This is a genomic window from Streptomyces sp. NPDC102258 (genome assembly GCF_055584685.1).
In genome coordinates, this window is the sequence record NZ_JBVJLO010000016.1 from 90,225 (window position 1) to 113,796 (window position 23,572).

General features: G+C 69.9%; 24 protein-coding genes and 1 pseudogene. 10 read left to right on the top strand and 15 right to left on the bottom strand.

Annotated elements, in window-relative coordinates:
• Window positions 1-154: 154 nt before the first annotated feature.
• The gene (locus tag ACZ6ZT_RS24925; protein ID WP_469722111.1) at window positions 155-316 is read left to right on the top strand and encodes a hydrophobic protein; all 162 of its coding nucleotides are present in this window, start codon (window positions 155-157) and stop codon (window positions 314-316) included.
• A gap of 399 nt (window positions 317-715) precedes the next feature.
• Here the strand turns inward: ACZ6ZT_RS24925 and ACZ6ZT_RS24930 are convergent, their stop codons facing one another.
• Window positions 716-1,666 carry an RNA-binding protein gene (locus ACZ6ZT_RS24930; protein ID WP_469722113.1) on the bottom strand — a complete coding sequence of 317 codons (951 nt, stop codon included), beginning with the start codon at window positions 1,664-1,666 and terminating at the stop codon, window positions 716-718.
• 568 nt (window positions 1,667-2,234) lie between these two features.
• On the opposite strand from ACZ6ZT_RS24930, the gene ACZ6ZT_RS24935 reads away from it, so the two are divergent.
• Window positions 2,235-2,867: a hypothetical protein gene (locus ACZ6ZT_RS24935; RefSeq protein WP_469722114.1), complete on the top strand. Its 633-nt coding sequence runs from the start codon at window positions 2,235-2,237 to the stop codon at window positions 2,865-2,867.
• A gap of 256 nt (window positions 2,868-3,123) precedes the next feature.
• Here ACZ6ZT_RS24935 and ACZ6ZT_RS24940 read toward each other — a convergent pair whose 3' ends face one another.
• From ACZ6ZT_RS24940 to ACZ6ZT_RS24960, 5 genes are all read right to left on the bottom strand, one after another.
• Window positions 3,124-3,612, bottom strand: a complete 489-nt coding sequence (locus tag ACZ6ZT_RS24940) for a DUF6010 family protein (RefSeq protein WP_469722203.1) — start codon at window positions 3,610-3,612, stop codon at window positions 3,124-3,126.
• A 5-nt stretch (window positions 3,613-3,617) separates the two neighbouring features.
• A complete protein-coding gene (locus ACZ6ZT_RS24945; protein ID WP_469722115.1) occupies window positions 3,618-3,845 on the bottom strand; it encodes a hypothetical protein in 228 nt (75 codons plus the stop codon).
• A gap of 131 nt (window positions 3,846-3,976) precedes the next feature.
• The gene (locus tag ACZ6ZT_RS24950; RefSeq protein WP_469722116.1) at window positions 3,977-4,510 is read right to left on the bottom strand and encodes a hypothetical protein; all 534 of its coding nucleotides are present in this window, start codon (window positions 4,508-4,510) and stop codon (window positions 3,977-3,979) included.
• Complete coding sequence (locus tag ACZ6ZT_RS24955; RefSeq protein ID WP_469722117.1) at window positions 4,507-4,824, bottom strand: hypothetical protein; 318 nt, start codon at window positions 4,822-4,824, stop codon at window positions 4,507-4,509. The genes ACZ6ZT_RS24950 and ACZ6ZT_RS24955 overlap by 4 nt, the downstream gene beginning before the upstream one ends.
• A 79-nt stretch (window positions 4,825-4,903) precedes the next feature.
• On the bottom strand, window positions 4,904-5,593 hold the full coding sequence (locus ACZ6ZT_RS24960) for a DJ-1/PfpI family protein (RefSeq protein WP_469722118.1): 690 nt from the start codon (window positions 5,591-5,593) through the stop codon (window positions 4,904-4,906).
• A 223-nt stretch (window positions 5,594-5,816) separates the two neighbouring features.
• Between ACZ6ZT_RS24960 and ACZ6ZT_RS24965 the strand changes: the two genes are divergently transcribed.
• Window positions 5,817-6,755: a GlxA family transcriptional regulator gene (locus ACZ6ZT_RS24965; protein WP_469722119.1), complete on the top strand. Its 939-nt coding sequence runs from the start codon at window positions 5,817-5,819 to the stop codon at window positions 6,753-6,755.
• A 153-nt stretch (window positions 6,756-6,908) separates the two neighbouring features.
• On the opposite strand, the gene ACZ6ZT_RS24970 is transcribed toward ACZ6ZT_RS24965, so the two are convergent.
• From ACZ6ZT_RS24970 to ACZ6ZT_RS25000, 7 genes are all read right to left on the bottom strand, one after another.
• Entirely contained in the window at window positions 6,909-7,277 is a 369-nt protein-coding gene (locus ACZ6ZT_RS24970; RefSeq protein WP_469722120.1) for an STAS domain-containing protein, read from the bottom strand.
• A 5-nt stretch (window positions 7,278-7,282) separates the two neighbouring features.
• Complete coding sequence (locus ACZ6ZT_RS24975) at window positions 7,283-8,743, bottom strand: PP2C family protein-serine/threonine phosphatase (protein WP_469722121.1); 1,461 nt, start codon at window positions 8,741-8,743, stop codon at window positions 7,283-7,285.
• Between the two features lie 275 nt (window positions 8,744-9,018).
• Window positions 9,019-11,877 (bottom strand): DMT family transporter, encoded by a 2,859-nt coding sequence (locus tag ACZ6ZT_RS24980; RefSeq protein ID WP_469722122.1) that lies wholly within the window; start codon window positions 11,875-11,877, stop codon window positions 9,019-9,021.
• On the bottom strand, window positions 11,847-12,404 hold the full coding sequence (locus ACZ6ZT_RS24985; protein ID WP_469722123.1) for an MFS transporter: 558 nt from the start codon (window positions 12,402-12,404) through the stop codon (window positions 11,847-11,849). The genes ACZ6ZT_RS24980 and ACZ6ZT_RS24985 overlap by 31 nt, the downstream gene beginning before the upstream one ends.
• A gap of 1,256 nt (window positions 12,405-13,660) precedes the next feature.
• Window positions 13,661-14,527, bottom strand: coding sequence for an SDR family oxidoreductase (locus ACZ6ZT_RS24990; RefSeq protein ID WP_469722124.1), 867 nt, complete (start codon window positions 14,525-14,527; stop codon window positions 13,661-13,663).
• Window positions 14,528-14,619: 92 nt separating this feature from the next.
• Window positions 14,620-15,075 (bottom strand): hypothetical protein, encoded by a 456-nt coding sequence (locus ACZ6ZT_RS24995; protein ID WP_469722125.1) that lies wholly within the window; start codon window positions 15,073-15,075, stop codon window positions 14,620-14,622.
• A 186-nt stretch (window positions 15,076-15,261) separates the two neighbouring features.
• Window positions 15,262-15,780 (bottom strand): MarR family winged helix-turn-helix transcriptional regulator, encoded by a 519-nt coding sequence (locus ACZ6ZT_RS25000; RefSeq protein ID WP_469722126.1) that lies wholly within the window; start codon window positions 15,778-15,780, stop codon window positions 15,262-15,264.
• 571 nt (window positions 15,781-16,351) lie between these two features.
• On the opposite strand from ACZ6ZT_RS25000, the gene ACZ6ZT_RS25005 reads away from it, so the two are divergent.
• Complete coding sequence (locus ACZ6ZT_RS25005) at window positions 16,352-16,702, top strand: hypothetical protein (protein WP_469722128.1); 351 nt, start codon at window positions 16,352-16,354, stop codon at window positions 16,700-16,702.
• Window positions 16,703-17,021: 319 nt separating this feature from the next.
• Here ACZ6ZT_RS25005 and ACZ6ZT_RS25010 read toward each other — a convergent pair whose 3' ends face one another.
• Window positions 17,022-17,444, bottom strand: a complete 423-nt coding sequence (locus tag ACZ6ZT_RS25010) for a MerR family transcriptional regulator (protein ID WP_469722129.1) — start codon at window positions 17,442-17,444, stop codon at window positions 17,022-17,024.
• 55 nt (window positions 17,445-17,499) lie between these two features.
• Between ACZ6ZT_RS25010 and ACZ6ZT_RS25015 the strand changes: the two genes are divergently transcribed.
• Together ACZ6ZT_RS25015 and ACZ6ZT_RS25020 are read left to right on the top strand one after the other, a co-directional pair.
• Window positions 17,500-18,471 carry an SDR family NAD(P)-dependent oxidoreductase gene (locus ACZ6ZT_RS25015; protein ID WP_469722130.1) on the top strand — a complete coding sequence of 324 codons (972 nt, stop codon included), beginning with the start codon at window positions 17,500-17,502 and terminating at the stop codon, window positions 18,469-18,471.
• Window positions 18,472-18,624: 153 nt separating this feature from the next.
• Window positions 18,625-18,999 (top strand): hypothetical protein, encoded by a 375-nt coding sequence (locus ACZ6ZT_RS25020; RefSeq protein ID WP_469722131.1) that lies wholly within the window; start codon window positions 18,625-18,627, stop codon window positions 18,997-18,999.
• Between the two features lie 325 nt (window positions 19,000-19,324).
• On the opposite strand, the gene ACZ6ZT_RS25025 is transcribed toward ACZ6ZT_RS25020, so the two are convergent.
• A complete protein-coding gene (locus ACZ6ZT_RS25025) occupies window positions 19,325-20,890 on the bottom strand; it encodes a carboxylesterase/lipase family protein (RefSeq protein WP_469722133.1) in 1,566 nt (521 codons plus the stop codon).
• Between the two features lie 239 nt (window positions 20,891-21,129).
• Between ACZ6ZT_RS25025 and ACZ6ZT_RS25030 the strand changes: the two genes are divergently transcribed.
• From ACZ6ZT_RS25030 to ACZ6ZT_RS25045, 4 genes and pseudogenes are all read left to right on the top strand, one after another.
• A complete protein-coding gene (locus ACZ6ZT_RS25030) occupies window positions 21,130-22,140 on the top strand; it encodes a MerR family transcriptional regulator (RefSeq protein ID WP_469722134.1) in 1,011 nt (336 codons plus the stop codon).
• 55 nt (window positions 22,141-22,195) lie between these two features.
• Window positions 22,196-22,482 (top strand): annotated as a pseudogene (locus ACZ6ZT_RS25035) (IS5/IS1182 family transposase); the annotation flags it as partial.
• A gap of 55 nt (window positions 22,483-22,537) precedes the next feature.
• Window positions 22,538-23,041, top strand: a complete 504-nt coding sequence (locus ACZ6ZT_RS25040) for a helix-turn-helix domain-containing protein (protein ID WP_469722135.1) — start codon at window positions 22,538-22,540, stop codon at window positions 23,039-23,041.
• Window positions 23,042-23,057: 16 nt separating this feature from the next.
• Window positions 23,058-23,567 carry a hypothetical protein gene (locus tag ACZ6ZT_RS25045; protein ID WP_469722136.1) on the top strand — a complete coding sequence of 170 codons (510 nt, stop codon included), beginning with the start codon at window positions 23,058-23,060 and terminating at the stop codon, window positions 23,565-23,567.
• Window positions 23,568-23,572: the final 5 nt, after the last annotated feature.

The following is a 23,572-nucleotide window of genomic DNA, read 5'->3' on the forward strand; positions in this document are numbered from 1 at the left end:
CGGGATCGCGCTCGGGTTGTCTCTTCGGGGCCGTACGGGTAGTTCATGGCCGGGGTGGATGGCGCCTTCCCGCCTGCGCGGATAAGAAACCTGTAAATGTCAGGCGCATGTGCGGGTGCTGGCGGGGCATGCGGTGCTTCGGAGGTTGATAACTATGATTCCCCTGCTTCTTGTTCTTCTGCTCGCTCTGATTCTCTTCGGTGCCGGTTTCGCTGTGAAGATCCTCTGGTGGGTCGCCATCGCGGTGCTGGTCTTGTGGCTGATCGGTTTCGTCGCCCGTCCCAAGGGCGGCAGTGGCCGCTGGTATCGCTGGTAGTACCACCCGGCACCAGACGGCAGGAATGGGCGTTGGTCCACCCCCACGTGGGGGCGGACCAACGCCCATTTCCGTGTCCGGCCGCGGTCGCCGGAGCTGCCCGCGCTCCGGTGTCGGCGATGTCCGGTGGTGGGAACATTTCGGATGAAGGGGTGTGCTGGGGGGCGGTACGGGGGACTCAGCCGGGCCGGTCGTCGTGACGCAGAAGGGGACCTGCTCACCTCCATGATCGGCGGCCGACCCGGCCCCACACAGCACCGACGGCTATCGGAACCAGGTGATGCCCGGTCGGCCGACCTCTCCCAGATCCGCTCCTTGCCGGGACCAGCCGGGCTGAGTGGGTGAGTCGTTGGACAACTCCAATGCACAGCGACGGCAGGTCGCCCGGCTTGAACCAGGTCACCACCGGGCGCGCAACACCCCGTCGCTGTCGGGCAGGACGGCGCTGAGCAACGGGTTGCGTTCGTCGACGTACAGGGGCAGGGTGCAGGCCGCTAGCGCGCCGGTCACCAGGGTGGCGAGCTGCTGGTGCTCGGTTTCGTCCACGATCACGTGGCTGATCGTCCCACCCTGTGTCTCCCAGATGAATTCCACGGATCCCTCCTCGGGGAGCGTGGCGAGGACCGCACCGACGTCAGGGGTCATGTCGGGCCAGACGTGCAGCACAGCGCGTGGGCTGAGTCCGGCACGCACTGTGTCGAGGTTCTCGGGCGTGAGCCGGTGCCAGCGTGTGGCGTTGCGGACGTAGCTCTCTTCCAGGAGAACCGTCTGTCGCGAGGCCAGGGTCGTGTGCACGCGCGCCCAGAAGTCCTCGTCGGCGACATCTGTCACTTCGGGCTCGTCCTGCTCCACCGCGTAGGGCGAAGCCGTCATTGGCTCGGGGAAGAGGCCGAGTTCCCGGGTGCGGGTCACGGCGTCCGCGCAGGGCCGGTCGGTGCCGACGTACATGTACTGGTCCCATCCGACGTGCACACTGAACACGTCCCCCACCTCCAGCCGGCACCAGGCGCCCTGGTCACGGAGCATGGCCCGGACCAGCTCCAGAGCGACCGGGAGGGAAATTTCGGCACCGTCGTGGTAGCCGGTGAGATCGGGCGGGAAGAGCCCGTCGAGGCCGTGCCCTTCCACCGGCGGCTCCACGCCGAAGTGGACGAATCCGGCGACCGCGGGTTCACGAATCGCCAGCCGGGCGACACCCGCCGCCTCTGCGAACGCGGCGATCGCCGCCAGGTACGCCGCCTCGACCGGTCCATGGTCGCTGACCGTGTCCTCTGCACCGATGTAGTGGCCGTGCTCGTCGCGATCGGCGGGGTCGTACTTGGTGATCCGGTGAAAGAAGGACGGCGGCACGCTGCTCCCTGGACGGTCAGAAGGGGTACCAGCGTAGTTCCCCGGTCTGTCGGCCATCTCCGATGCACGCGTGACGATTCCACCGTCGGCCCGCCCTCGCGGTGCGGCGCGCGCGTCGGCCCGCCTACTGCGTGGCCTTCGACCTGTCGCAGGACCGGCTCCGCCGTAGGCTCCGGTCCCGCCGAGGACCTGTCCGGCCTGCTGCGCACCCTCGGGGATCGGGTCCCATTCGTGAAGCAACCTGCGGTGTTCCAGCTCGGTGCGGAGCACGAAGGCCAGGGCCCGTCAGTGGGTGGCCCGGTGGGTACCGTTTTCCCGTAGCCGGTCTCGTCCGGTGCGGGCTCGACTTCGTGTCGTCGGTGCCGGGGCGATGGGGATGAGCACCGGTGCGGCCTACATGGTGGAGGGCGGCGGATCAAGACGGTGTGAGAGGGGAGTGGGCGCCTCACACCCCATTCAGCGGACATTCACAGGGCGTTCATCGGATCTTGACACAGTGGTTGGCGTGTAGCCGCGGTTGCCGGTCCCGCCAAGGGGACCGGCGCCGACCGGGGAGGGAGCACCTGCCATGGCCACTGCATCGATCATCGGCAACGTCGTCGCCATCAACGTCCAGAGCGCCACGCCGTTGCGACTGGACATGTCCCTGCAGCGCCACTCCTACCGCCACTGCGCCAGCGCCACGGTCGCCGCGGCGGTCAACAGCATCCTGTACGCGAGCGTCGACGACGCCACCGTCATCGCCGAGGCCGTCGAGGTCGGCGAGCAGGTCGAAAGGCTGCTCAATAAGTCCAAGGACAGCTGGGCTTCGCTCTTCGGCAAGACCCTGACGGTAGGTTCGGGCCGCACCTACCTCGTCGACAACAGCGCTCTGAACCCCAACGGCTCACCCAACCACTTCTTCGTCACCGGTGGCGTGGGCGTCTGGGCGAAGGTCTCCCAGGTGGACTACATCGCCGCGCGTGACGTCCGCCGCGTCGAGGAGGCGGTCGCCGCGCGCCGAGAGCGCGGAGACACGTACGACTATCTGAACCCGAAGAAGCTCAACGACAAGCGGGGCGAGACCGGCGGCGCGGCCAACCCCGTGGTGCAGGCCGTACAGGCGGCGCGCGTCAGCATCGCCGCAGCCTCCACCGACGACAGCGCGCTCATCGCCGCCTCGGGGCGCAAGGACATCGTCGACCTCATCCGTAACGTCTGAGTCCTCCCACCGAAGACGGCGCCGGTCCCCGGGCACTCCACCGAGCGCCCGGGGATCACCAGGCGCGCACCCGCGTGCAGGGTGCGCAGCACTGCCTCCAGGGGCCACGTCGAACGACGGCTGCGCGACATCACCCGCGCCGCGCGTGACATCACGGTTCCCGTGACCGTCCTGGTCGGTGAGAGTGACGTGGTGAAACCGCCGCTGCGCGTGCCGCGCGTGCGCCTCCTGCTGCGCATTCCCCAGGCGCCCCTGCTCACCGTCCCCGCCGCCGGTCACCTCCTGCCCCAGGAAGCGCCGGGCGCCGCGGCGACGGCTCTCGGGGACTTCGTCCGGCCGCACCACCGCTGGACCGCCCGAACCGGCGGCGGCCGAGCGCGATCAGGGAAGGCCCTCCGCGAAAGCACCACAGAGCGATGACCGGATCGCAGATGGCGCATGCCAGGGACGAGTCGTGGGCGAACGGCAGGATCGGATGGCCCTTGAGGTGCTGGGTCAGGTCCCAGGCGGTGTGGAGCAGCCAGCCGATACCGATGAACGTCCAGGACTCCACGCCGCGGTAGGCGACGTACGCCATGAGCGCGACGAAGGGAAGCTCCCACGGGCCGAACGCGCCCCCGCTCAAGTAGGCGGCGCCCGCTCCGCCCACCATGACGGCGTTGAAGCGGCGGCGGTGCGGTTCTCCGATCAGCGACATCAGCAGGCAGTAGACGAGGCCGACGATCACCGGCGACACGAGGCGCATGAGGTTCACGAGGGGGTCACCCCTCCCGCCGGTCCCGCCGGGGTGCGGAGCGCGACGCCGCGATCGAGTCGTCGCAGCGCCAGCAGCCCGCCGACGCCCGGAAGGAGTGCCAGTGCCTTGACGGCGGTCGGCGCGTGCGGGCGGCGCCCGATCGCGACCACGACGAACAGGTAGGCGCAGCCGTGCGCCGGGCCCAACAGGGACGACAGGGACTTGAGGTGAACGGTGAACACGTTGGCCAGCATCGCGATCAGGGAGATCAGCTCGGCGTGAGCCGCGACGCGCAGGGGGCGCGGAGGCCCAGGGGGACGCAGGGGACGCAGAAGGAGCGGGGGATGCAGGTGACGTGGGCGCAGGCGCACGGTTACGCTCCCGTCGTGGAGCCGGGACGGATGATCATCAGTACGGTGACGGTGGCCCAGAGCAGATTGAAGGTGCCGGTGGTCATGGCAAGTCGGCTCGGCAGCAAGTAAGTTGACGTGATGGACAATGGGCCAGGTCGTCCCGTCGCCCCGGCCAGGGCGCGGTCCTGCGCGGGCAGGATCACAAGGGCCAGGACGCCGGCCGCCGCCCCGGTCAGCGCGATCGAGATGATCAGCCACGCGTCGCCGAGGACGCCCATACCGCTGGCCGTGGCGAAGCCGAAGACGGGGACCGCGATGCCCACACCGGCGTAGATCCGGCAGACGCGGTGCAGCGTCCGCAGGGTCGTACGGGCTTCGGGGGACGCGGAGTTGCCGGGATCGGGGCGCGGCCCCGTCGTCGTACGGGCCTCACGGTCTCCCGAGTCGCCGAGGGCGCGACGCAGGGTGGCCGGGAACATGCTCGCGGCGACGGACACCGGGCCGATGGCGATCAGCGCGGCAAGGACGTGCAGGGACAGCAGGAGCTTGTTCACGCCTCGCGCTCCGGCATCGGCCTGCGCTCGCCGGTGACCTTCGACGCCGGAAGGCGGCCGGCCCGCGAGGTGCCGTGCAGGGCGTCACCGTCGACCGTCACGTCGAATGCCAGATCCAGGCGCAGCGGCTTGGTGATGGTCTGCCGCCAGGTGAGCCGGTCGCCATCGAGGAGGACGTCGCGCAGGGGTACCTCCTCGCCGGCTCCGTGGGCGGTCCCGGTCAGGGAGCCCTCGTACCGGCCGAGTTCGATCACGGCCTCCATCCGGCGGACGGGCGTGGAGATGGACAGGTTCCAGGTGCCTTCGACGGGCATGGCGATGTTCTTCCTGAGGATGCGGTACGTGGAATCGAGCTGCGTGGGGTAGGGGGAGAGCCGGGGTGCGACCGAGTGTTCAGAACGGGACGGGATCCGCGCCCCACGTGCGCCAGACCGTGCCGCGCCGCTCGTGGGCGAACAACTCCTCGACGCTGTGGGCGACGCGAGGGCCCAGCTCGCGCTCCAGGAGATGGAGCGCGAGGTCGAGCCCCGAGGTGACGCCCGCGCCGGTGATGAGGTCGCCGTCGTCCACGACCCGGGCGCGGATCGCGTGGGCACCGGTCGCGTCGAGCAGGTCGAGGCCCAGGTGGTGGGTGGTGGCATGGCGCCCGTCGAGCAGTCCGGCCATGGCCAGGACGAGCGAGCCGCCGCAGACGGTGGCGACGGTGGTGTCCGGGTCGTCCATGGCCCGCCGGAGCAGCGCGGGGAGTTCGGTGTCGAGCGTGCGGCCCAGGAGCACCGGGATGAACTCGTCCCGTTTCCCCGCCCCCGCGTCGGCGCCGCCTCCCGGGTCCTCGCCGGGTTCGCCCACGCGGCCGGAGGCGCCGGGCACCAGGACCACGTCCGCCCGCTCCGGATCGAGCACGCCGGCGGCCCGCAGCGCGAGCCCGCCGGTGCCACTGATCACCTCTCGGGGGCCCTCCGCGCAGACCAGTTCCACGGTCACCGCGCCACCCGATGCCATGCCGCCGGCGTACAGCACTTCGTAGGGGGCGATGACGTCGAGCGGGTCGAAGCCGTCGAACAGGACGATCTGCGTGTGCATGGGCGTTCCTTCGGGGTCGCGCGCCGGGCGGCATGGCGGCGGGTTCCTCTCCGCCCCGACGCCCTGAAGTCAACCGTCCCTCGCTCCGGTCGCCCAGTGGCACTAGTGACAGTTTTCAACGGGAAATTGCCAGAGCCCCTTGGGCGTCTCACAAGCGGGGTGACCTGGGCCTGCCAAGGAACCCGCCCGGATCCGTCGTACGGTGAGGAGGTATGTTCTCGCCATGCACACCGTCGCCGTTCTCGCGCTGGACCGAGTGATCCCCTTCGACCTGTCCACGCCGATCGAGGTCTTCTCCCGCACCCGCCGGCCCGACGGACGCCCCGGCTACCAGGTACGGGTGTGCGCCGAGCGCGACGAGACCGACGCAGGGGCGTTCACGCTGCGCGCGCCGTGGGGCATCGAGGGCCTGCGGGACGCGGACACGATCATCGTGCCTGGCATCGCCGACCCCACCGCCCCGCTCCCGCCCGCCGTACGCGACGCGCTGCGGTCGGCGGCCGCCGACGGCACGCGGATCGCCTCCATCTGTGTGGGCACCTTCCCCCTGGCGGCCACCGGGCTCCTCGACGGGCTGCGCGTGACGACCCACTGGCAGGCGGCCGGGCTCCTGGCCACCCTCCACCCGGACCTCGACGTCGATCCGGACGTCCTCTACGTCGACAACGGCCAGTTCCTCACCTCGGCCGGCGCCGCCGCGGGACTCGACCTGTGCCTGCACATCATCCGCCGCGACTACGGCTCGGCCGTCGCCGCCGACGCCGCCCGTCTGTCGGTGATGCCCCTCGAACGGGAGGGCGGGCAGGCGCAGTTCATCGTCCACGACCACGCGCCGCTGCCGCAGGGCTCCGAGTTCGAGGGTCTGCTCGCCTGGCTGCGGGACAACCTCATGCGCGACCTCACCCTGGCCGACATCGCCGCGCGCGCCGGAACCAGCACCCGCACCCTGATCCGGCGCTTCCGCGACCAGACCGGCACCACCCCGCTCCAATGGCTCCACCGCGCCCGCGTCCGCCAGGCGCAGCACCTGCTGGAAACCACGGAGCACTCCGTCGAACGCGTCGGCGCCCAGGTCGGCTTCGGCTCACCCACTGCCTTCCGGGACCGCTTCAAACGCACCACGGGCGTGAGCCCCCAGACCTACCGCCGCACCTTCAGCTGAACCCGCGCCCGAGCCGCCGGTCCACTCCGGGCTGAAGAAGGACCTAGCACGCCGAAGCCTGAACCACACCCGAGGCGCTCGACCGTTCGTCGTACCACCGCGCAGGCCGGCCTTCGCCGCCCGGGGAGCCACGCGAGCCGGCGAAGGGGCGGTTCAGGCGGCGTCGGGGGCGCCCTGGTGGGCGCCGAGCGCGTCGGCGGTGCTCGGGTAATGGGGCAGGAGGCTGTCCACTCCGGTGAAGGTCAGCATGCGCATCAGCCGGTCGGGAACGGCGGCCAGGGCCAGGGAGCCGCCTGCTTCCTGGGCGCCGTGCCAGATGCCGATCAGTGCGCTGAGACCGGCGGAGTCACAGAAGCCCACACCCGACAGGTCAAGGATCAAGTGGCGGTGGCCCTGGTCGATGAGCTCCAGCGCGCGGCTACGCAAGCCGGGTGCGGTATGCGGGTCGATCTCGCCCGTAACGGTGGCGACCGCCGCGGGACCGGGGGTGGCGGTCAGGGTCAGCTCGATGTCGTCGGTCATGGCGGTCAGTGCTCCTCGCCGGCCGGCGCGGCGGTGATGTGGGAGGTGGATCTGGCCCCCGTCGCGGCGGCGGCCTGGTCGGGAGCGGGAACCGACAGAGCCAGCAGGGCGACGTCGTCACTCGCGCCCTCGGGCAGGGCGTCCAGCAGGCCGACGGTGTCCTGGACCAACTGGCCCGCCCCGCACGAGGCGGGACGAGCGGTGAGGAAGGCCGTCAGGCCCTCGTCACCGAGCATGGTGTCGCTGCTGGTGTGTGCCTCGATGAGGCCGTCGGTGTAGAGGAGCAGGGCCTGGCCCGGGGCGAGGTGGAAGGTGGTGGAGGCGAAGCGGGCGCCGGGGAAGGCCCCGATGAGCATGCCGCCCTTGGGACGGACCGCTTCCACCCGCGTGTGCCTGGCGCCCCCGGCTTCGGGCGGGGCCGGGCTGAGGTGGTAGGCAGGGGGGTGCCCACCGGTGGCCAGCTCCACGGTGAAGCCCCCGGCCTCATCAGGGGTGAGGGTGGCGAAGAAAGCCGTGCAGAACCGGCTGCCCGCCCAGACATCGGCCAGCAGCGCGCTGTTCAGGGCCTCAAGTACCGCGACGGGATCGTCCGTGTGCTGGGCGGAGGCCCGCAGGGTGTAGCGGGCCAGGGAGGTGATGGTGGCCGCCTCGGCGCCCTTGCCGCACACGTCCCCCAGGAACAGTCCCCACTTCCCGGCGGCCAGGGGGAAGACGTCGTAGAAGTCGCCGCCCACGTCGTGCACGGACGCGGTGTGGTAGTGACAGGCCAGCTCCAGGCCGGGCACCGTCGGCAGCGCCGGCGGCAGCAGAGTGCGCTGCAAGGTGGAGGCGAAGGACGCGATCGCTGCCTTGTCCCTCTCCGCCTGCTCCCGGGCCGCCCGCTCGGCCTCGGCCGACTGCTGCTCCTGGCGCACGGTGCGCAGCGCGGACAGGCGCAGCTCCATCTCGTCCATCACGATCGCCGCCAGATCGGTCAGGGTGGCAGTCTGTTCGGAGGTGATGGAGCGGGGCTTGGTGTCCAGGACGTTGACCGTGCCCAGCTTGTGGCCGTCCGTCGTGGTGATCGGCGCGGCGGCGTAGAACCGCACGCCGAGCGGCCCGGTGACCAGCGGGTTGCCGCAGGCGACGTCGTCGAGCAGAGTGTCGGGGATCACCAGCGCGTCGTCCCGCAGGACCGCGGAGCCGCACAGGCCCGGGTCGCGGCCGATCTCGCTGACGCCGTCCAGGCCGTGCGCGGCCTTGAACCAGATCCGGCCCTCGTCCACGATCGTCACCGTCGCCACGGGGACGTCGAACAGGCGGGCCGCCAGCGCAGCCACCCGGTCGAACGCGCCGTCGGGCGGGGTGTCGAGGATGTCGTAGCGGCGCACCGCCTCCATCCGGCCGACCTCGACGACCTCGTCGGGCACCAGATGCAGGCGCTTGTCAGTAGCGCCGCCCTCGGGTGCCGAAGCCTGCTCGAGCATCGGCCTTCCACCTCCTTGACTTCCGCAACCACCAGGTGTGGCGCGGGCCAACGTGAAGCCTAAGCGGAGCGAATGTGCGAAGGCCAACGGGTGGCACCTCCACACAGGATCACCACCGATGTCGACGCGCAGTGCTGCGCGGTGAAACCCGGCGACGGTACCGGGCAGCACGGCGTTCCCCCTCACCCGCCCGACGCGCGGGCACCGAACGGGCGATCGGGGCTGTGCCTGCTTGGCGGACGCTGGTGGAGGCCGCCGACGTGGAGTGGGTGCGGTCAGCGCCGGTACATGACGTACATCCTGCCGTTGTGGGTGGTAGCGGCGGGCTCGTCCATCAGGGTCAGGCCGCTGTCCCCGCCGATGATGTGGGCGGTGGTGAACGCGGCGCTGGCGCCGGTGGTGTGGGCGGCCCACAGCTTGCGGTCCGCGCCGCGTTGGAAGATCCACATGTTGTTGTCCTGGCCGGCGAGGGCCGGGCCGTGCGTGGGGGCCCAGTTGGCGATGGTGCCGTGAGAGGTCCAGCTGGTGCCGTTGGTCGAGGTGCTGTGGTGCATCCTGCCGTCGTTGTCGCGGGCGAAGCGGTGCATGCTGCCGGCGAAGGGGAACATCGCGACCGGCTTGTGCGAGAACAGCCAGACGTTGTCCTGGTGGGACTGGCTCCAATTCTGGCCGTCATGGGTGTTGAGGTAGGGGACGTCCTTCCACGCCCCGGTGTGGCTCATCCACATTTTCCCGCCGAACTCTTCTGCTGACAGGGACGGGGCCATGATGGATGTGTAGCCGGAGAGCGTCTGAAAGGTCCAGGAGGTGCCGTTGAACGTCCGCCAGTGCAGGGTGTTGCTGTCGCCGGTGACGGCGTAGTAGAGCTTTCCGTGGGCGACGCCGAGGGCGGGGGCGTAGTAGGTGGTGTCGCCGCCGACCTGGAGCGGCTGGGTCCAGTGCTGTCCCTCCAGTCGGGACCACACCACCATCCGGCTGCCGGGCTGGACGTACATGACGTAGAGATGGTCTTTGTAGGAGGCCAGCGCCGGGGGTGTGATGCTTTCGAAGGGCAGGGCGATCGGGACGCTCCAGGTGCCGCCTTCCCGCACGACGTATTCCAGGGTGCCGGTGGGGAACGGCACCGGGTCGCCGGCGTAGCGCACCTTGAGGACGTGGTAGCCGTCTCCGTCGAAGTGCCAGTCGGCGGTCTTGCGGTGCGCCAGCACGGCCAGGTCGTACTGGTCCAGGAAGAAGGCACGGGCGCAGGAGAGGTCGTCCTGGTTACGGAACCACTCCAGCGAGAAGATGGCGAAGCCGAGGAACTCCATCAGCAGACCCATGATCCTGCCGGGGTCGGCGACCGCCGAGACGAGCTGCCACTGCCAGGTGTCGAACAGTTCCTTGGACAGCGTGTTCAGGGCGAGTTCGAGTTTGTCGTAGTACGCACTGGTGCTCTGGTCGGCTTCCCAGGCGTAGACGGTCAGCACCACACCGGTGCTGGCCGCTCCCTTGAACAGGGTACGGGGCCGGTCGCTGAAGGAGCGGGTCTGGCCCGCCGTGACCGCCCCGAATTCGTTGGACCGGTAGGCGGGGGCACTGGTCTTGTCGCTGGCGGCCGAGGCACACCAGTAGATCTCGTCCCTGCCTCCCCACTGGTCGCCCACAGCCCGATGGACATAGAAACTGTCCGCCTCGATGTTGACCTGGAACACCGGCGCAGCCGCCCGCTCAACGGCCTCCGCCTGCCCGTCCTCCGCGGTGGGTTCCGGGCTCTGGGCCGCCTGTCCGCCGGGCGGCCGGGTGCGGTCCAGGACGGTGGCGCCGAACCGGTTCACCCGCGTCGCCGCCCTGAACGCGTCACTGTCGACGCTCTTGCCCAGCGCGAGCGCCTCCCGGTCCACGATCGCCCCGTTGCCCGCCGCCGCGTACTTCTCCGCGAGCGCACTCAGAACGGCCTCCAGGTCAGCGAAGCCGTACCCCGACGACACCGCCCGCCCGGTGAACACCTCCGGCACCACCGCCACATCCCCCGAAGCATCCACCGCCTCCCGGTAGACCCGGCCCCACTCCTTGATCTCCGCATCCGGCACCACCGCCCGCAGCACCTTCAGCACACTGCTCTCCAGACCGGTCAGCTCCAGCCCCTCCCGCAACCGGTCCGCCCCGTGCAACGCCACCCCCACCAGCACACCGCCCCCACGAGCCAGCACCTGCCCGGCACGAGAATCACCCCGCGCCCCCGCCAGCAGCCCCCGCAGCATCTCCAACCGCTGCTCCGCCGTCGTGTCCTTGGCATCCCGCATCGAGACCCCACCTCTAGTCCGCGGCACCGGCCCCAGCGGCTCATGCCGGACCAGGACGTTACGCATCACCCCCACCCTGTGACGGAGACATTCACAAACAGTCAAAAAAGGGCTTGAAAAGCCCCAGGGCGACGGCCTCACCACCCTGTTACCAGGCGGGCGGCTCGACCGCCGTCGACAAGGGCACCGTCGAGTACAAGCGGTACAAGGCGGTCTGCGCCGGCACCGTCGACCTGCCCTCGGCCCAGCCGAGGCACGCGCCGCTGCGGTGTCGGCGCCGAGTTCGACGATCAGGACGCCGGTCATGATCAGGCCGATGCCGAGAGCCATGATCTTGGTGAGAGGTTCGTTCCACAGGAGGCGGGAGACGCTGGTGGTCAGTGCGACGCCGCCAGCTGCCCAGATGCCGTAGGCGACACCGACGACCATGCCGTGGTGGAGGGTCAGGGTGAGGAAGATGAACGCGGCGGCGTAGCCGGCGGTAGTCGCCACGCGCCACTTCATGCCGCCCCCTTGGGAGGCCATCCGCAGCGACAGGGTCGCGGCCACCTTGGTGAGAATGGCAAGGGTCAGGAAGCCCCAGGTCATCACGCTCTCTTCCTGTTCGGGTATCCGCCGGGCGCGGGCGGCCTGTGAGCCGAGCTCGACGCAGAGCACGCCGGCGACGATCACGACCAGGCCGAGGCCCACCAATGCGGTCAGCGGGTCTCCGAAGAGGATCGCGGCCAGGACAGCGGTCAGGGCGACCCCGCTCGCGCCCCAGATGCCGTAGGCGACGCCGAGTGCCATGCCTTGCCGCAGCACGGCACCCAGGGTGGTCAGGGAGCCGATGTATCCGACGGCGACCACGGCGTACAGAGCTTGCGGGTGTCCGCGGCGAGCGCCAGCCCGGCACCCACCGTTCCCAGGACGACGCCCAGGTTGACGAACGTGCGCAGCTTGGCACGGAACAGGGCCTGGCGCTCACCCCCGGCCCGGACCACCAGAGCGCCCCAGGCCGCCCCACCAGCCGCCGCGGCGATCTGGTCGACCGTCGTGATGATCGTGAGCGCGGCCCAGCTCTCCACGAGGACGAGGGCCGCCATCGACACCGCTTGGACCGCGAGGGCCACCATCATGATCGTGCGCGCCCCTCGCCGGTCGGCGAGATGTCCGCCTGGTATCCCCGCGCACAGGCCGATCACCCCGGCGATCGTGAGCGCGGCGCCGACCTGCACTGCCGGCAGGCCCACGATCAAGGTGAAATAGAGCGCCGACGCCGCGTTGAACAGACCATTGCCGACGCGGTTGACGAAACTGGCGGCGATCAGTACGCGCTCAGGCCTGCTGTCCCCCGCCATGCGGCCTATTCGGCCTGCCAGGCCGCTCTTGATCATGGACGGCAGGCTAACAGCGGTCGCTGATCCAGCAGCAGTCGCACCAAGGCTGTGTGCTCTGGCTGCCCCATGGGCCCGGACGAGGAGCGCTCCACCCCCGAGGGCTCTGTCGGCGAACGATGGTGGACTCAAGCGGTCAGTGCGTCCCCGCTGTTCAGGAGGTCAGCATAGACCTCTGCCGGAGCGCGGTAGCCATGAACCTTGCGCGGGCGATGGCGTCCAGTCGGCCTGGTCGGATGTGCGGAGGTCGGCGCCCTTCGGGAGGTACTGCCGCAGTAGCCGGCTGGTGTTCTCGTTGGGGGCGCCTCCGCCTGCTTCAGCGCCCGAAGTTCGCCGAGCTGCTCGTGTACGCGGGGCCGGGCGACACCGGGCACATCTCCGAGACGTTCCGCCTCGTCCGGGGCACCGGGCACATGGCACATTCTCGACGTGCTCTCGATGTCCTGCACCGCGACCAGGTCGCGCTGCGCAGCCACGACGGCGCGGTCTTCGCGAGGGACCTCACCGCCCGTCACCCTCGCACGGGAGAGCTGCTGTCCACCCTGAGGTTCATGGTGCAGACCCTCGCCGCCGCCAGAGAACTCCAGCGCGCCCTCCAGCGCGAGCCGACCTACGAAGGACTGCCCGCCGCCGAGGCCAAGGGGAACAAGGGCGGGCGCCGCCCGCCCTGGCTGCCGCGAAGACCGAGAGCATCCGTACCGCGCACCTGGAGGGCCGCTCGATCGCCGCCCTCGCCCGCGACCACGGCGTCAGCCGCGGCGCGCTCCGTACGGGGCCGTCACCGACCTCATGGCCGACCACGCCGCCGTCGAGGAGGACGTACCGGCGCTGGAGCTGCCGGTCGCCCTCGACATGCCGGGCCGACTTCCTCCTGCGTCGGCGAGGGCGACGAGGTGTCGGTCGGATTCGTACGGTGTCCTGGGGCGGGAGGTCGTACGCCTGACGGTATTCGCGGTTGAACTGGAAGGTGCTGACGTAGCCGACGGCGGTCGCCGCCTCGGTTGCTGTCACACCCTCGGCGAGGATGGGCCGGCGCGTGTCCTGCAGGCGTGCACCCGCTTGACGCTTTCGGGCGCACCAGCGGCATCCGGGGCGCTGCCGGCGGGGGTGGGCGTCGAACGCCGGGTGCCGGCCGCGCCAAGGCCATCACCGCCACAAGCACCACCCAGGCCGGGCCGAACTCTGCGGTCGGGTCCAGGGCCCACCACCCCAGCGCCGGAAGCCCGGGGCGGGGGTGGCCGGGGCTACGAGTCGGGCTACCGGAGGAAGTGGTCCCGGTGTTCGTTCAGGAAGGCGTCCAGGCTGCGGGGCGGGCGGCCGAGGATGTCGGCGACGGTGCTGGTGGGGGTTTCGGGGCGGGCGATGGCGAGGCGCTGGATCTCCACGACATGGGCGGCGAGCCAGGCGGGCATGCCCGCCTGGTGAACGAGGCTGTCGCGCATCTCGTCCGGGGCGAGGTCCACGTACTGGATCCGACGCCCGGTCAGGGCGGTCAGCCGGGCGACGAGGTCGGGGTGGGAGAGGGCCTCCGGCCCGGTCAGCGTGTAGGTGCCGCCGGCGAGGTGGCTGCGGGTGAGGACGGCGGCCGCGACGTCGCCGATGTCCCGGCAGTCGATGTAGTTGCAGCGGGCGTCCCTCATCGCGCCGAGGACGAGGCCCTGCGCCGCGGTGGGCGCGAGGCGCAGGATGTTCTGCATGAAAGCGTAGGGGCGCAGGACGGTGCCGGTGAGCCCGCAGGCGCGCAGGTGTTCCTCGACGGCGTGGTGGCCGCGGGATATCGCGACGGGCGAGTCGGGCTCGGCGGCGGGTGCGGAGAGCTTGACGATGTGTCCGATGCCGCTGTGGGCGGCGATGTCGATGACGCGGGTTTCGAGTTCCACCTGGGCGGGGCCGTTGGCCATGGCGAGGAAGAGCTGGTCGGCTCCCTTGAAGGCGGCGCGCAGCGAGTCGGGGTCGCTTGCGTCGGCGTACTGGACCTCGACGGGCCGGTTGTGCGGGCGGGGGGTGCAGGGGAGCGGACGGTGCGGGGTGCGGGTGAGTGCGCGGACGGGTACGTCGAGTGCCCGGAGGCTGTGGAGCAGGGCGGTTCCGGTGGTGCCGGTCGCTCCCAAGACAACGATCATCGTGTGTCCTCAATGCCTGGTGTTCCCGGGCGGGGGAGCCGCCGGGTGAGTTCGGTCGGGCGTCCGGCACCGGGGGTACGGTGCCGGGTCGGCTACAGCTGGTGCTTCGCGATGGTGCTGCGCCAGCGCAGGGTGACGATGGTGGTGGCGAGGACGGCGGAGACGGGCAGGTCGATGCGCATACGCCGCAGCCAGGGGGCGGCGTGAAGTGAGCTGTGGGTCGGCAGCCACTCGGCGGCGAACCATCCCACCCCGGCCGCCACACTGGCGACCGCGCTGACGAGCACCACGGTCAGGACGACACGTGGCAGGGCCGTGGTCCAGCGGCGTGGCCGCCCACCGTGCCGCAGCCAGGTGCCGACCAGGAACGCCACGACGGCGGAGGTGCCGGCGATAGAGGTGCACGCCGCCCGAGTCAGGTCCGCCTGACCGGTGACGACTCCTGCGCTGCCGGCCATCACCGCGGGGGCGGCGTAGGCGGTCAGCACCTCGCGCCACAGCGAGAACGGCCGGGCGGCCGCCCTGCTCGGGCCGGTTCTTTCCTTCATCGCAGGCTTCGTCGCAGGCATGTGGGCCTCTTCATCTCGTTCGAGTTCGGAAAGGAGAAAGGGATCGGCCGGACGGTTGAAGGGACCGTTTCCACTTGATAATTAGGTGCCTAATTATCGCGTCGTGAAACGGGCTCTCATCCGCGGGATGAGAGCCCCGTACCGCCTGTGGCGGTGAGTCTGCGGTCAGTCGGCGGTCAGGGCCGAACTACCGCGCACGACGCGGGCGAGCAGGTCGAGGAACACCGTGCGTTCCTCGACGGTGAGCCCCCCCACCATCGCCTCCAGCCGCCCAAAATGTTCGGGCGCCATGTCACGCAGGCGCTGCGCACCGCGCGCGGTCAGGACCGCCACCGTGCCGCGGCCGTCCTCGGTGGACGGGCGCCTGGCGATCAGTCCCTCGCGTTCGAGTCCGTCGAGCAGACCGGTGACCGTGGCCCTGGAGACATCGAGGTCGGTCGCCAGTTGCGAAGGGGACTTCTCTCCGCCGTGCCCCTCTAGGTCGGAGAGGAGACGGTAGCGGCCCGTGGACAGCCCGAACCTGGCGAAGTGGGCCTCGGCCGCCCGGCCGACCCTCGCACCCGCGGAGATCAGTCGCACCGCGACCAGCACCGCCTGTGGGTCCACCTCCAGACCGTAGTGCCGCACCTGCCAGTCGGCCTGCTCCAGTGTGGGCTGCTCGCTGCCGTCCCCGTCCGTCGTCATGCTCATAATATGGCAGCTAATTACTTTGGACGTCAAGACGCCACCTGCATGCACGGAAAGGTGCCCGTCCAGCAGCACGAACCCTGGCGGCGAGGGGGCGCGTGGTAGGAGGGCGAACGGCATGTCGGCTCACCCGACCGGGCCGCGGCCAGGGTCACCCACCAGCTCGCCTGGACGGGGTCAGGTGCGCTCTTTTCCCGTCTGCGCTCACCTCGTCAGTGAGCATGCCCCTGGGGGTGGGCATCGGGCCTCTTCTCGACGTGGAGGGGCGCGCGGATCTCGTGCCGGGGGTGTGCGTCGATGTGCGGGCGCGGACGCTGGTAGCCGCGTTCCAGGAGGGCGCTCAGCCAGACCGGCCCATGTGCCCGGCGCGGATCCCCTTGCCCGGTACGGATTCCCGGCCTCACCCTTCTGCCTCCCGTGCCAGCGGGCCCGGCGAGAGCAGCTTGCCCCACCTCACCGTGACGGATCCCGCACCGCCACCGCCCCGATCACGCTCCTCCTTTGCGACGGCCAGGAAATTGAACGCGTACGGCTCCACGGGCGCCAGCAGCTCGAATCCTGCCTATGGATGTACCGAATTGGCGGCGACCGCCACGCCCTGGGCGTGGGTGCTGGACAGCCGCCGCGGGCGGCCCGTCACCCTGCATGCAGAGGCTGCCCCCTGGCCGGCGACCGGACCGTCCCGATCAAGACGATGGCCGCCCTCGACGTACTGACCGTGTCGGGCACCACGGCGTGCACCGGCTGCGATGCCGCCGAGACCCTGCTGCCGATCTTCCGCCACGGACAAGAACAACTACCCGATCCCGGCGACCGACCACCGAAGATCGCCGGAATCATCGACGAGCAGCGCACGGTCAACGCGACCATGGTCGAGCTGCTGTCCTTGCTCGCGGGCAAGAGACACGACACCCGGTGACCTCGACGTCCTGCGGCTGAACAGCCGGCCCGGTTGAAATCGGGGCCTGGACCACACGTGCTCCGGGCCCCGATTCGTGTGCGGTCCGTGCCCACGACCCTCCGCTCGGCGCCGCGGTGTGGCTATCGGCCGGTACGGTCCGCCGAGTCTGGACGAGGTGCTGCCAACGGGTGCGTATGGTCCTCGAAAGCCTCGACGAGCGGTCCAACACTCAGAGCTGGTGGACGAGGGAGAGCTCGGCGCCGGCTCGGTCCGGGTCGGCGAAGGGCAGCGCGAGGGCGGGGGTCCGCGACGAGACGAGGTCGTGTCCGTCCCTGTCTCAGCCCGTCGGGTCCCAGAGCCCTCCGGCCTCGCCGCGGGTGAGGTGCTCGGCGTAAACGTCGACCTTCCAGGCAATGAGGGAACGGCACTCCTCCAGCGCCTGAATCTGTGCCACCACACGTTGCTGATGAGCATCGAGGAGCTGCAGACGTTCTGCCTCGTTGCCCGGGCCGTGGCGTACCAGCTCGGCGAAGTGCTGGAGGTCGGCGAGCGGCATGCCGGATTCACGCAGTTTGACGCAGATCAGCAGCCAGTCGACATCGACTGTGGTGTATCGCCGTCGGCCGCCCGTGGTGCGCTGGACCGGTCCGACGAGCAGACCCTGGCGTTCGTAGAAGCGCAGCGCATGCACGCTGAGTCCGGTCCGCTCGGCCACCTCGCCGATGCTCAGTGGTTCCGCAGGCGTCTCGGTAGTCTCCATGCCGCGCAGTCTAGGACTTGATCTAGACCCTGCTCTAGCTCGTAGCGTCATCGGCATGACCACCCTTGATCAGCAGCCACTCGGCTCGCCCTTCTCTGCCACCAGCACTACCGAGGACGTCATGGCCGGCCGCGACTTTTCCGGCACGACCGCCATCGTGACCGGGGGCTACTCCGGGCTCGGCCTGGAAACCACCCGGAGCCTGGCGGCCTCCGGGGCCCGGGTCATCGTTCCGGCACGCCGGCCCCCCGTGGCCCGCGCGGCACTTGAGGATGTGGATGGCTGCGAAGTCATTCCCATGGATCTGGCAGACCTCGACAGCGTGCGTGCCGGCGCCGCGTCGATCAGCGACTCCACCAACAGGCTCGACCTTCTGATGGCCGTCGCCGGCGTCATGGCCACCCCCGAGCGGCGCGTGGGGCCCGGCTGGGAATACCAGCTCGCCGCCAACCACTTCGGACACTTCACACTCGCCTGTGAGCTCTACCCGCTCCTGGCCGCCGCCGACGGCGCGCGCGTCATCATCAACAGCTCCGCCGGGCACACCCTGACCGACATCCGCTGGCACGACCCGCACTTCCGCACCGGCTACGACAAGTGGCTGGCCTACGGCCAGGCCAAGACCGCCAACGCCCTGTTCGCAGTGCAGCTCGACGCCCTCGGGCGCAACGACGGAGTCCGGACGTTCTCCCTCCACCCGGGAAAGATCATTACCGAACTCCAGCGGGAGATGAAGCTTCGGGAGCAGATCGAACGAGGATGGGTGGACGAGCACGGCAAGGTGATCGGCGCTGACTTCAAGACACCCTCCCAGGGCGCCGCCACCGGTCTGTGGGCAGCCACATCTCCGCTCCTGGACGGTCGCGGCGGGCTCTACCTCGAAGACTGCGATGTCGCGCGCATCTCCGCTCCCGCCGAGCCCATGGACGACGGCGGCGTCCGCGAGTACGCCATTGACCCCGACAGGGCCGCACGGCTATGGGAACTGTCGGTCACAGCGACCGGCGCCACCCCGATTCCTCGATGAACCCGCGTGCTGCCTACGCCGACCCACGTGCCATCGCGGCACTCCAAGCAGAACGAGAGGCCCCCGACCTCATCGCGGCCGCCCCGGCTCATCTCACACACCCTGCCCACCGCTGCCGGCAGGGGTGTCAGTCTTGCCAAGCACGATGCGGCCATGAGCTACGACTTGGCTGTTTGGGAAGGCCTCCGCCCTGCCGACGACGCAACGGCAGCGGAAACCTTCGAGGATCTCTACCGCAAGCACATGAGGCACGTGGGAGGCCAGAAGGCTGCGCCGACCCCCTTGATCGGGGAGTACGTCGAGGCCTTGGTGGCGCGCTGGCCAGACCTGAGCCTTGATGACGACGAAGAGGACGAGGACGCCAGCCCCTGGTCCGACGGCCCCTTGATCAACAATGCCAGCGGCCCGCTGTTCTACTTCGGAATGGTCTTCAGCAAGTACCAGGAGGCCGGGACGTTTGCCGCAGGTCTCGCGCGAACTCTCGGTCTCGTCTGCTTTGACCCCCAGGCCGGGGGTCTGATCTCCTGACTGGCGTTGCCGTGGGCACCGTCGAGTGCGCAGAGACACCGCTGCGGCGGCGCGGGCACCGCTCAAACTTTGATGGCACAAGATCAGATTTCGAGTGTTGTCTCACGGAAGACAGCCCACCCCGGTCAGCCCACCCCCGGCGCGTCCCATCTGGTCCGCAGTGATCGCCTTAGGCCTGGTCACTTCCCCTGACGTAGCGATGGGCAGCAGCGGCACCGGTCTGACCGGGTATTCGTCCCTGTGGCCCACCCTCTGTCACGGACCCCACGGCTGCCCGGCCCCCGGCGGCACGCGAACGCCGCCGGGGGCCGTGCACCCGGACCGGTCAGAGGCCGCTCACCGGCGCAGGAAGGCCTGCCCAGAACGAGCAGTGGTGGGCGGCATCCGCATCGACGGGACGCACTCCACCGGGTCCGGGAGTCAGCGACTGCACCGACCGCGCGTGGGGAGACGAAGGGCGAAGGGCGGCCCAGCGCGGGGCGCCGGAAGCGTTCGGGTCTCCGGTGCGCGCGAAGTTCGTCCAGTATCCGACCATCTGGTCGGACAAGCCGCGTTGGGTGTCGCTCAGCGGTTTCTCGGTCGGGAACGCGGCGAACAGGAACGGCATCTCGAAGCCGTGTGCCGACCCGTAGGGGAAGTCCGGGTTCGCAGGCAGGCCGGCGAGGACAGGAGCGTTCGGGTCGTTGAACTCATAACCGTAGACGGGGAGTCCGGGGGCGTGAGCGGCCAAGGCACGGTCTGCCGCCAGTGTGGTGCAGGCGAGGGATCGATCGGTCAGCACGGTGGCCCAGGCCAGCGCGGGCGTGGGGTGGTGTGCTGCCGGATACTGCGCCTCGACGGCCGAAGCCGAGGGCCCGAAGGCGTCCACCAGGCGGGCGCGGTAGTCCTCCTCGGTGCGGATCGGGAACGCGGCGAGCGTCAGGCCGACGAACATCCGCATCTCGTCGTGGTTGGTGCCCTGCATGACCGGCACGCGGTGGAAGCGTCCCGAGGCCAGCGCCGCGTCCGGTGCCTCAGGTAGCAGCGCATTGCCGAAGGCGGGCCGGTTGAAGGACTGCATCAGCGGCGCGGTGGCCAGGCGGTCCGTGCTCTGCCCGCGCAAGCACGCCAGTACCTCGTCTCCGGCCCCCGTGGCGCAGCCCAACTGCCGGGCGGCGTCCGTACCGGCCGCCTGCACATCGACCTGGGAGGCGAACGGCTCGTACGCCGGCGTTCCGGGGGCGAGAGCGCCGCGCGGGAAGGACATGAAACAGGAACCACTCTGGAGGATGGCCCGCCGGAAGAGGCCGACGGCCGTCGGCGAGGTGAGGTGTGCACAGATGCTGAGGGCGCCCGCGGATTCGCCGAACAGCGTGACATTGGCGGGATCTCCGCCGAAGCGCTCGGCATTGGCGCGCACCCAGCGCAGGGCAGCCTGCTGGTCAGCCAGGCCGAACGGTGGGGCGGAGCCCAAATCGGGGTGGCCGAAGTAGCCGAAGATTCCCAAGCGGTAGTTGACCGTGACGACGACCGCGTCGCCCCGGACCGCCAGTTGTTCGGTGTCGTAGTCGCTGCCGGAACCGCCCAGGAACGCACCGCCGTGCACCCACACCATCACGGGCCGTTTCTGCCGGGCGGGCTTCGCGGTCGGCATCGTGACATTGAGGTAGAGGCAGTCCTCCGACCCGAGGACCGCGCCTGTTCCTGGTGCCGGCATCTGCACACAGCGCTGAGCGGCCGCCGTCGCGTCCCGGACGCCCCGCCAGGCGGCAGGGGGCACCGGGGCCTGCCAGCGCAGCGGTCCGGTCGGCGGTGCCGCGTAGGGGATGCCGAGGAAGGTGGTGTACGAGCCGTGTGACATGCCGCGTACCGCGCCGTGGTCGGTACGTATGACCGTACCGGTGCGACCCACAGAGGGCGGAGAACCTGCTGGGGCGGCGGTCGCCGGTACGGCGGCGCCCGTGAGCAGGGCCAGCGTGCACAGCAAGGGGAAGAGCGCCGCACGGAGCGCGTCACGTCGGCGTGGACGCGGTGCTGTCGTGGTCGGGGACATACGTATCCACCGTTCCTGGCCGGAGGCGGCCGACTCGATGCGGTCGGTTGGGTACTGAGTACGCTAGGACCTCCCCCGCGCAGGAGATTCAACAGGCTGTGACGCACGACACATGGAGCATCGGCGAACTCGCCGCCGGCACGGGCGTCCCGGTGAAGACCCTCCGCTACTACTCCGACAGCGGTCTGCTGCCGGTCGCCGGCCGTAGCACCGGTGGCCATCGGCGCTACGGTCCCGATGCCTGGGACCGCATCCGCCTCATCAGACGCCTACGAGCGCTGGACACTCCGATCGCGACCATCACGCAGGTGGTCACCGGGGAGTGCTCCCTCGGCGAACTGGTCTCGACCGAGCTCGAATCGGTCCAGGAGCGACTGACCGAACTGCGGTGGCGCCAGGCCACGCTCATGTCGCTCGACGACTGCACGAGTGAGGAACGGCTCCGGCGCCTGGAGATCCTCTCTCGCGTGCAGCGGCTCCCCGAGGCACATCGCAGCCTCACCGACCACTGGCATCGCGAACTGTCCGCGGCCATGCCCAAACGCCGGCTCGACATCATGATCGCCATGCTGTCCCCAGGCCCCCCACAGGACCCCGATCCCGCTTCGGCCCTCGCCTATGCCGAGCTTCATCTCCTCGTCGCCACACCCAGCTTCACCCGCTGGACCCAGGACCACGACGAAGAGATGAGGGACGGACCGGCCTTCTACGGGGAGATCGAGGAAGCGGCCGCCCTGACCGCCGCCGCGTTGGCCCGAGGCCTGCCGCCTGGCCCGGGGGGCGCGGTGAACGCGTTCGTTTCCGCCCATGCTCGAGCTCGGCGCGAGTCGGACACCCCCGCTTTCCGTGCGTTTCTGTACGAGTTGGCGTCGAGGTCGTCCGGCTTCGACCCCCGTCTGGAACGCTATTGGGCCTTGGTCGGCACGGCCACCGGCGGGCGCGTGCCGAACATGACAGTGGCGCACAAATGGCTGACCCAGGGGCTGTCGATCTCCATCGGAGCGAGCGGGACCGTGCCCCCCATCAGCCCGCCGACGGCGGGCCCGCGCCACGACCCCGCCGGGAGATCCCGGCCGGAATGCTCATCTCAAGCACGGCCGGGAGGCTAGCAGAGAAGCCTCTGAACTGCGGATACGGAACGGTTCTGGGTGCTGCGGGGACGAAGTGCCCGGAAGCGGCCCCGGAAGACCACGGACCCGTCCTCTCGCGGTGCTGGCCGACCGGGCCTACTCCTCCTGTGCCATCCGCAGCCACCTACGGAGCCTGAGAATCCGGGCGTTCATCCCGCAGCCGGCCGCGACCGCGAGGCCTACAAGCAGAGGAACACCGTCGAGCGCTGCATCAACCGGCTCAAGCAGTGGCGCGGCCCGGCCACACGAACCGACAAGCTCGCCATCGCCTACCAGGCCCCACTCCACCTCGCCAGCATCCTCATCGGGACCCAACGCTGACCAACGAGACAGAACCTAACGAGCTCGTGCATGGTTGGCGGTGCGAGGCTGGATCGTGATCCCTGATCATGGTCGTGTGGTGGGGAACGGGGCTCGTGCAGCGATCATCAGCGACCGGAGGATCACGGGGCTGTCGGCCGAGGTGATCGCCGAACTTGCAGCCGAGGTAGGTCCGCTATGGCATGAGCGGCACCAGGCAGGACTGGAGTCCAGGCCGCGGAAGCGGGCCGTCGGGGCCGGCGCAAAGCACCGGCTGGTCTTTATCGGCCGGCTCCTGGCCACGCTTGTCCACCTTCGCCAAGCAGTCACGCACGACGTGCTGGCCTGCTGGTTCGGCGTCGACCGCTCCACGATCACCCGAGCCATCGGGGAGGTGCGGCCCTTGCTCGCCACTCGTGGCTGCACCATCGCGCCCGGCGTCCGGCTCCGCACCCTCGCCGAGGTGTTCGGGCTTCACGAGAAGACGGCCATGCGCTACGCGGACTCCGCACGGGCCCTGCTGGAACAGGCCGCTGAACAGCACCTTCGATGCAATCTGCTCGACCCGGACGCACCGTGAAGGGAATCATGGACGAGTGACGTCTACCGAAGCAGCAGCAATCGCTCTACAGGACCATGCCGCTCTCTGGAGCATGGGGGAGATCCGCGCGAGCGACGTGGTGAATGCCGCCTGCGATGCGCTCGTCGCCGACCTCGACACCCCCGGCCTTCGAATGCTCGCCGCGTGCACGCGCGCCGAGGCGGACTACGACGTCCACGACCTGCTTCCCGCAGCACTCGACGAACTCGGCCTCGCTTTCTATCCGGTCGGCAGCGAGGCCGGTCAGGAAGCCGCCGTCCGAGCCCTCGCACGCCGCATGCTCGCCGGAGAGCTCACGCCTCGGGAGTTCACCTTCCGGATTCACCAGCACCATGGACATGAGCTGCCTCTGACCGAGCGCCTCGCTGAACTCGACGACGACTACGACATCCTCGAATACGGCGGCAGAACCGTGGACCAGGTCGATGCCGAGGTCACCGCCGAAGCCCACCGCCTCGCAGCCCACCCCACGGTTCCCGCCGGACCTGCGGATTCGCCCTGCTGATGCAC

Excerpts from the sequence above, each read along its gene's own strand:
- ACZ6ZT_RS25005 (WP_469722128.1), top strand. The coding sequence starts at position 16,352 with ATGTACCGAATTGGCGGCGACCGCCACGCCCTGGGCGTGGGTGCTGGA.
- ACZ6ZT_RS25015 (WP_469722130.1), top strand. The coding sequence starts at position 17,500 with ATGACCACCCTTGATCAGCAGCCACTCGGCTCGCCCTTCTCTGCCACC.
- ACZ6ZT_RS24975 (WP_469722121.1), bottom strand. The coding sequence starts at position 8,743 with ATGCTCGAGCAGGCTTCGGCACCCGAGGGCGGCGCTACTGACAAGCGC.
- ACZ6ZT_RS25020 (WP_469722131.1), top strand. The coding sequence starts at position 18,625 with ATGAGCTACGACTTGGCTGTTTGGGAAGGCCTCCGCCCTGCCGACGAC.
- ACZ6ZT_RS24985 (WP_469722123.1), bottom strand. The coding sequence starts at position 12,404 with ATGATCAAGAGCGGCCTGGCAGGCCGAATAGGCCGCATGGCGGGGGAC.
- ACZ6ZT_RS24940 (WP_469722203.1), bottom strand. The coding sequence starts at position 3,612 with ATGCGCCTCGTGTCGCCGGTGATCGTCGGCCTCGTCTACTGCCTGCTG.
- ACZ6ZT_RS25010 (WP_469722129.1), bottom strand. The coding sequence starts at position 17,444 with ATGGAGACTACCGAGACGCCTGCGGAACCACTGAGCATCGGCGAGGTG.
- ACZ6ZT_RS24970 (WP_469722120.1), bottom strand. The coding sequence starts at position 7,277 with ATGACCGACGACATCGAGCTGACCCTGACCGCCACCCCCGGTCCCGCG.
- ACZ6ZT_RS24925 (WP_469722111.1), top strand. The coding sequence starts at position 155 with ATGATTCCCCTGCTTCTTGTTCTTCTGCTCGCTCTGATTCTCTTCGGT.
- ACZ6ZT_RS24990 (WP_469722124.1), bottom strand. The coding sequence starts at position 14,527 with ATGATCGTTGTCTTGGGAGCGACCGGCACCACCGGAACCGCCCTGCTC.
- ACZ6ZT_RS24935 (WP_469722114.1), top strand. The coding sequence starts at position 2,235 with ATGGCCACTGCATCGATCATCGGCAACGTCGTCGCCATCAACGTCCAG.
- ACZ6ZT_RS24960 (WP_469722118.1), bottom strand. The coding sequence starts at position 5,593 with ATGCACACGCAGATCGTCCTGTTCGACGGCTTCGACCCGCTCGACGTC.
- ACZ6ZT_RS25000 (WP_469722126.1), bottom strand. The coding sequence starts at position 15,780 with ATGACGACGGACGGGGACGGCAGCGAGCAGCCCACACTGGAGCAGGCC.
- ACZ6ZT_RS24955 (WP_469722117.1), bottom strand. The coding sequence starts at position 4,824 with ATGCCCGTCGAAGGCACCTGGAACCTGTCCATCTCCACGCCCGTCCGC.
- ACZ6ZT_RS24965 (WP_469722119.1), top strand. The coding sequence starts at position 5,817 with ATGCACACCGTCGCCGTTCTCGCGCTGGACCGAGTGATCCCCTTCGAC.
- ACZ6ZT_RS24995 (WP_469722125.1), bottom strand. The coding sequence starts at position 15,075 with ATGAAGGAAAGAACCGGCCCGAGCAGGGCGGCCGCCCGGCCGTTCTCG.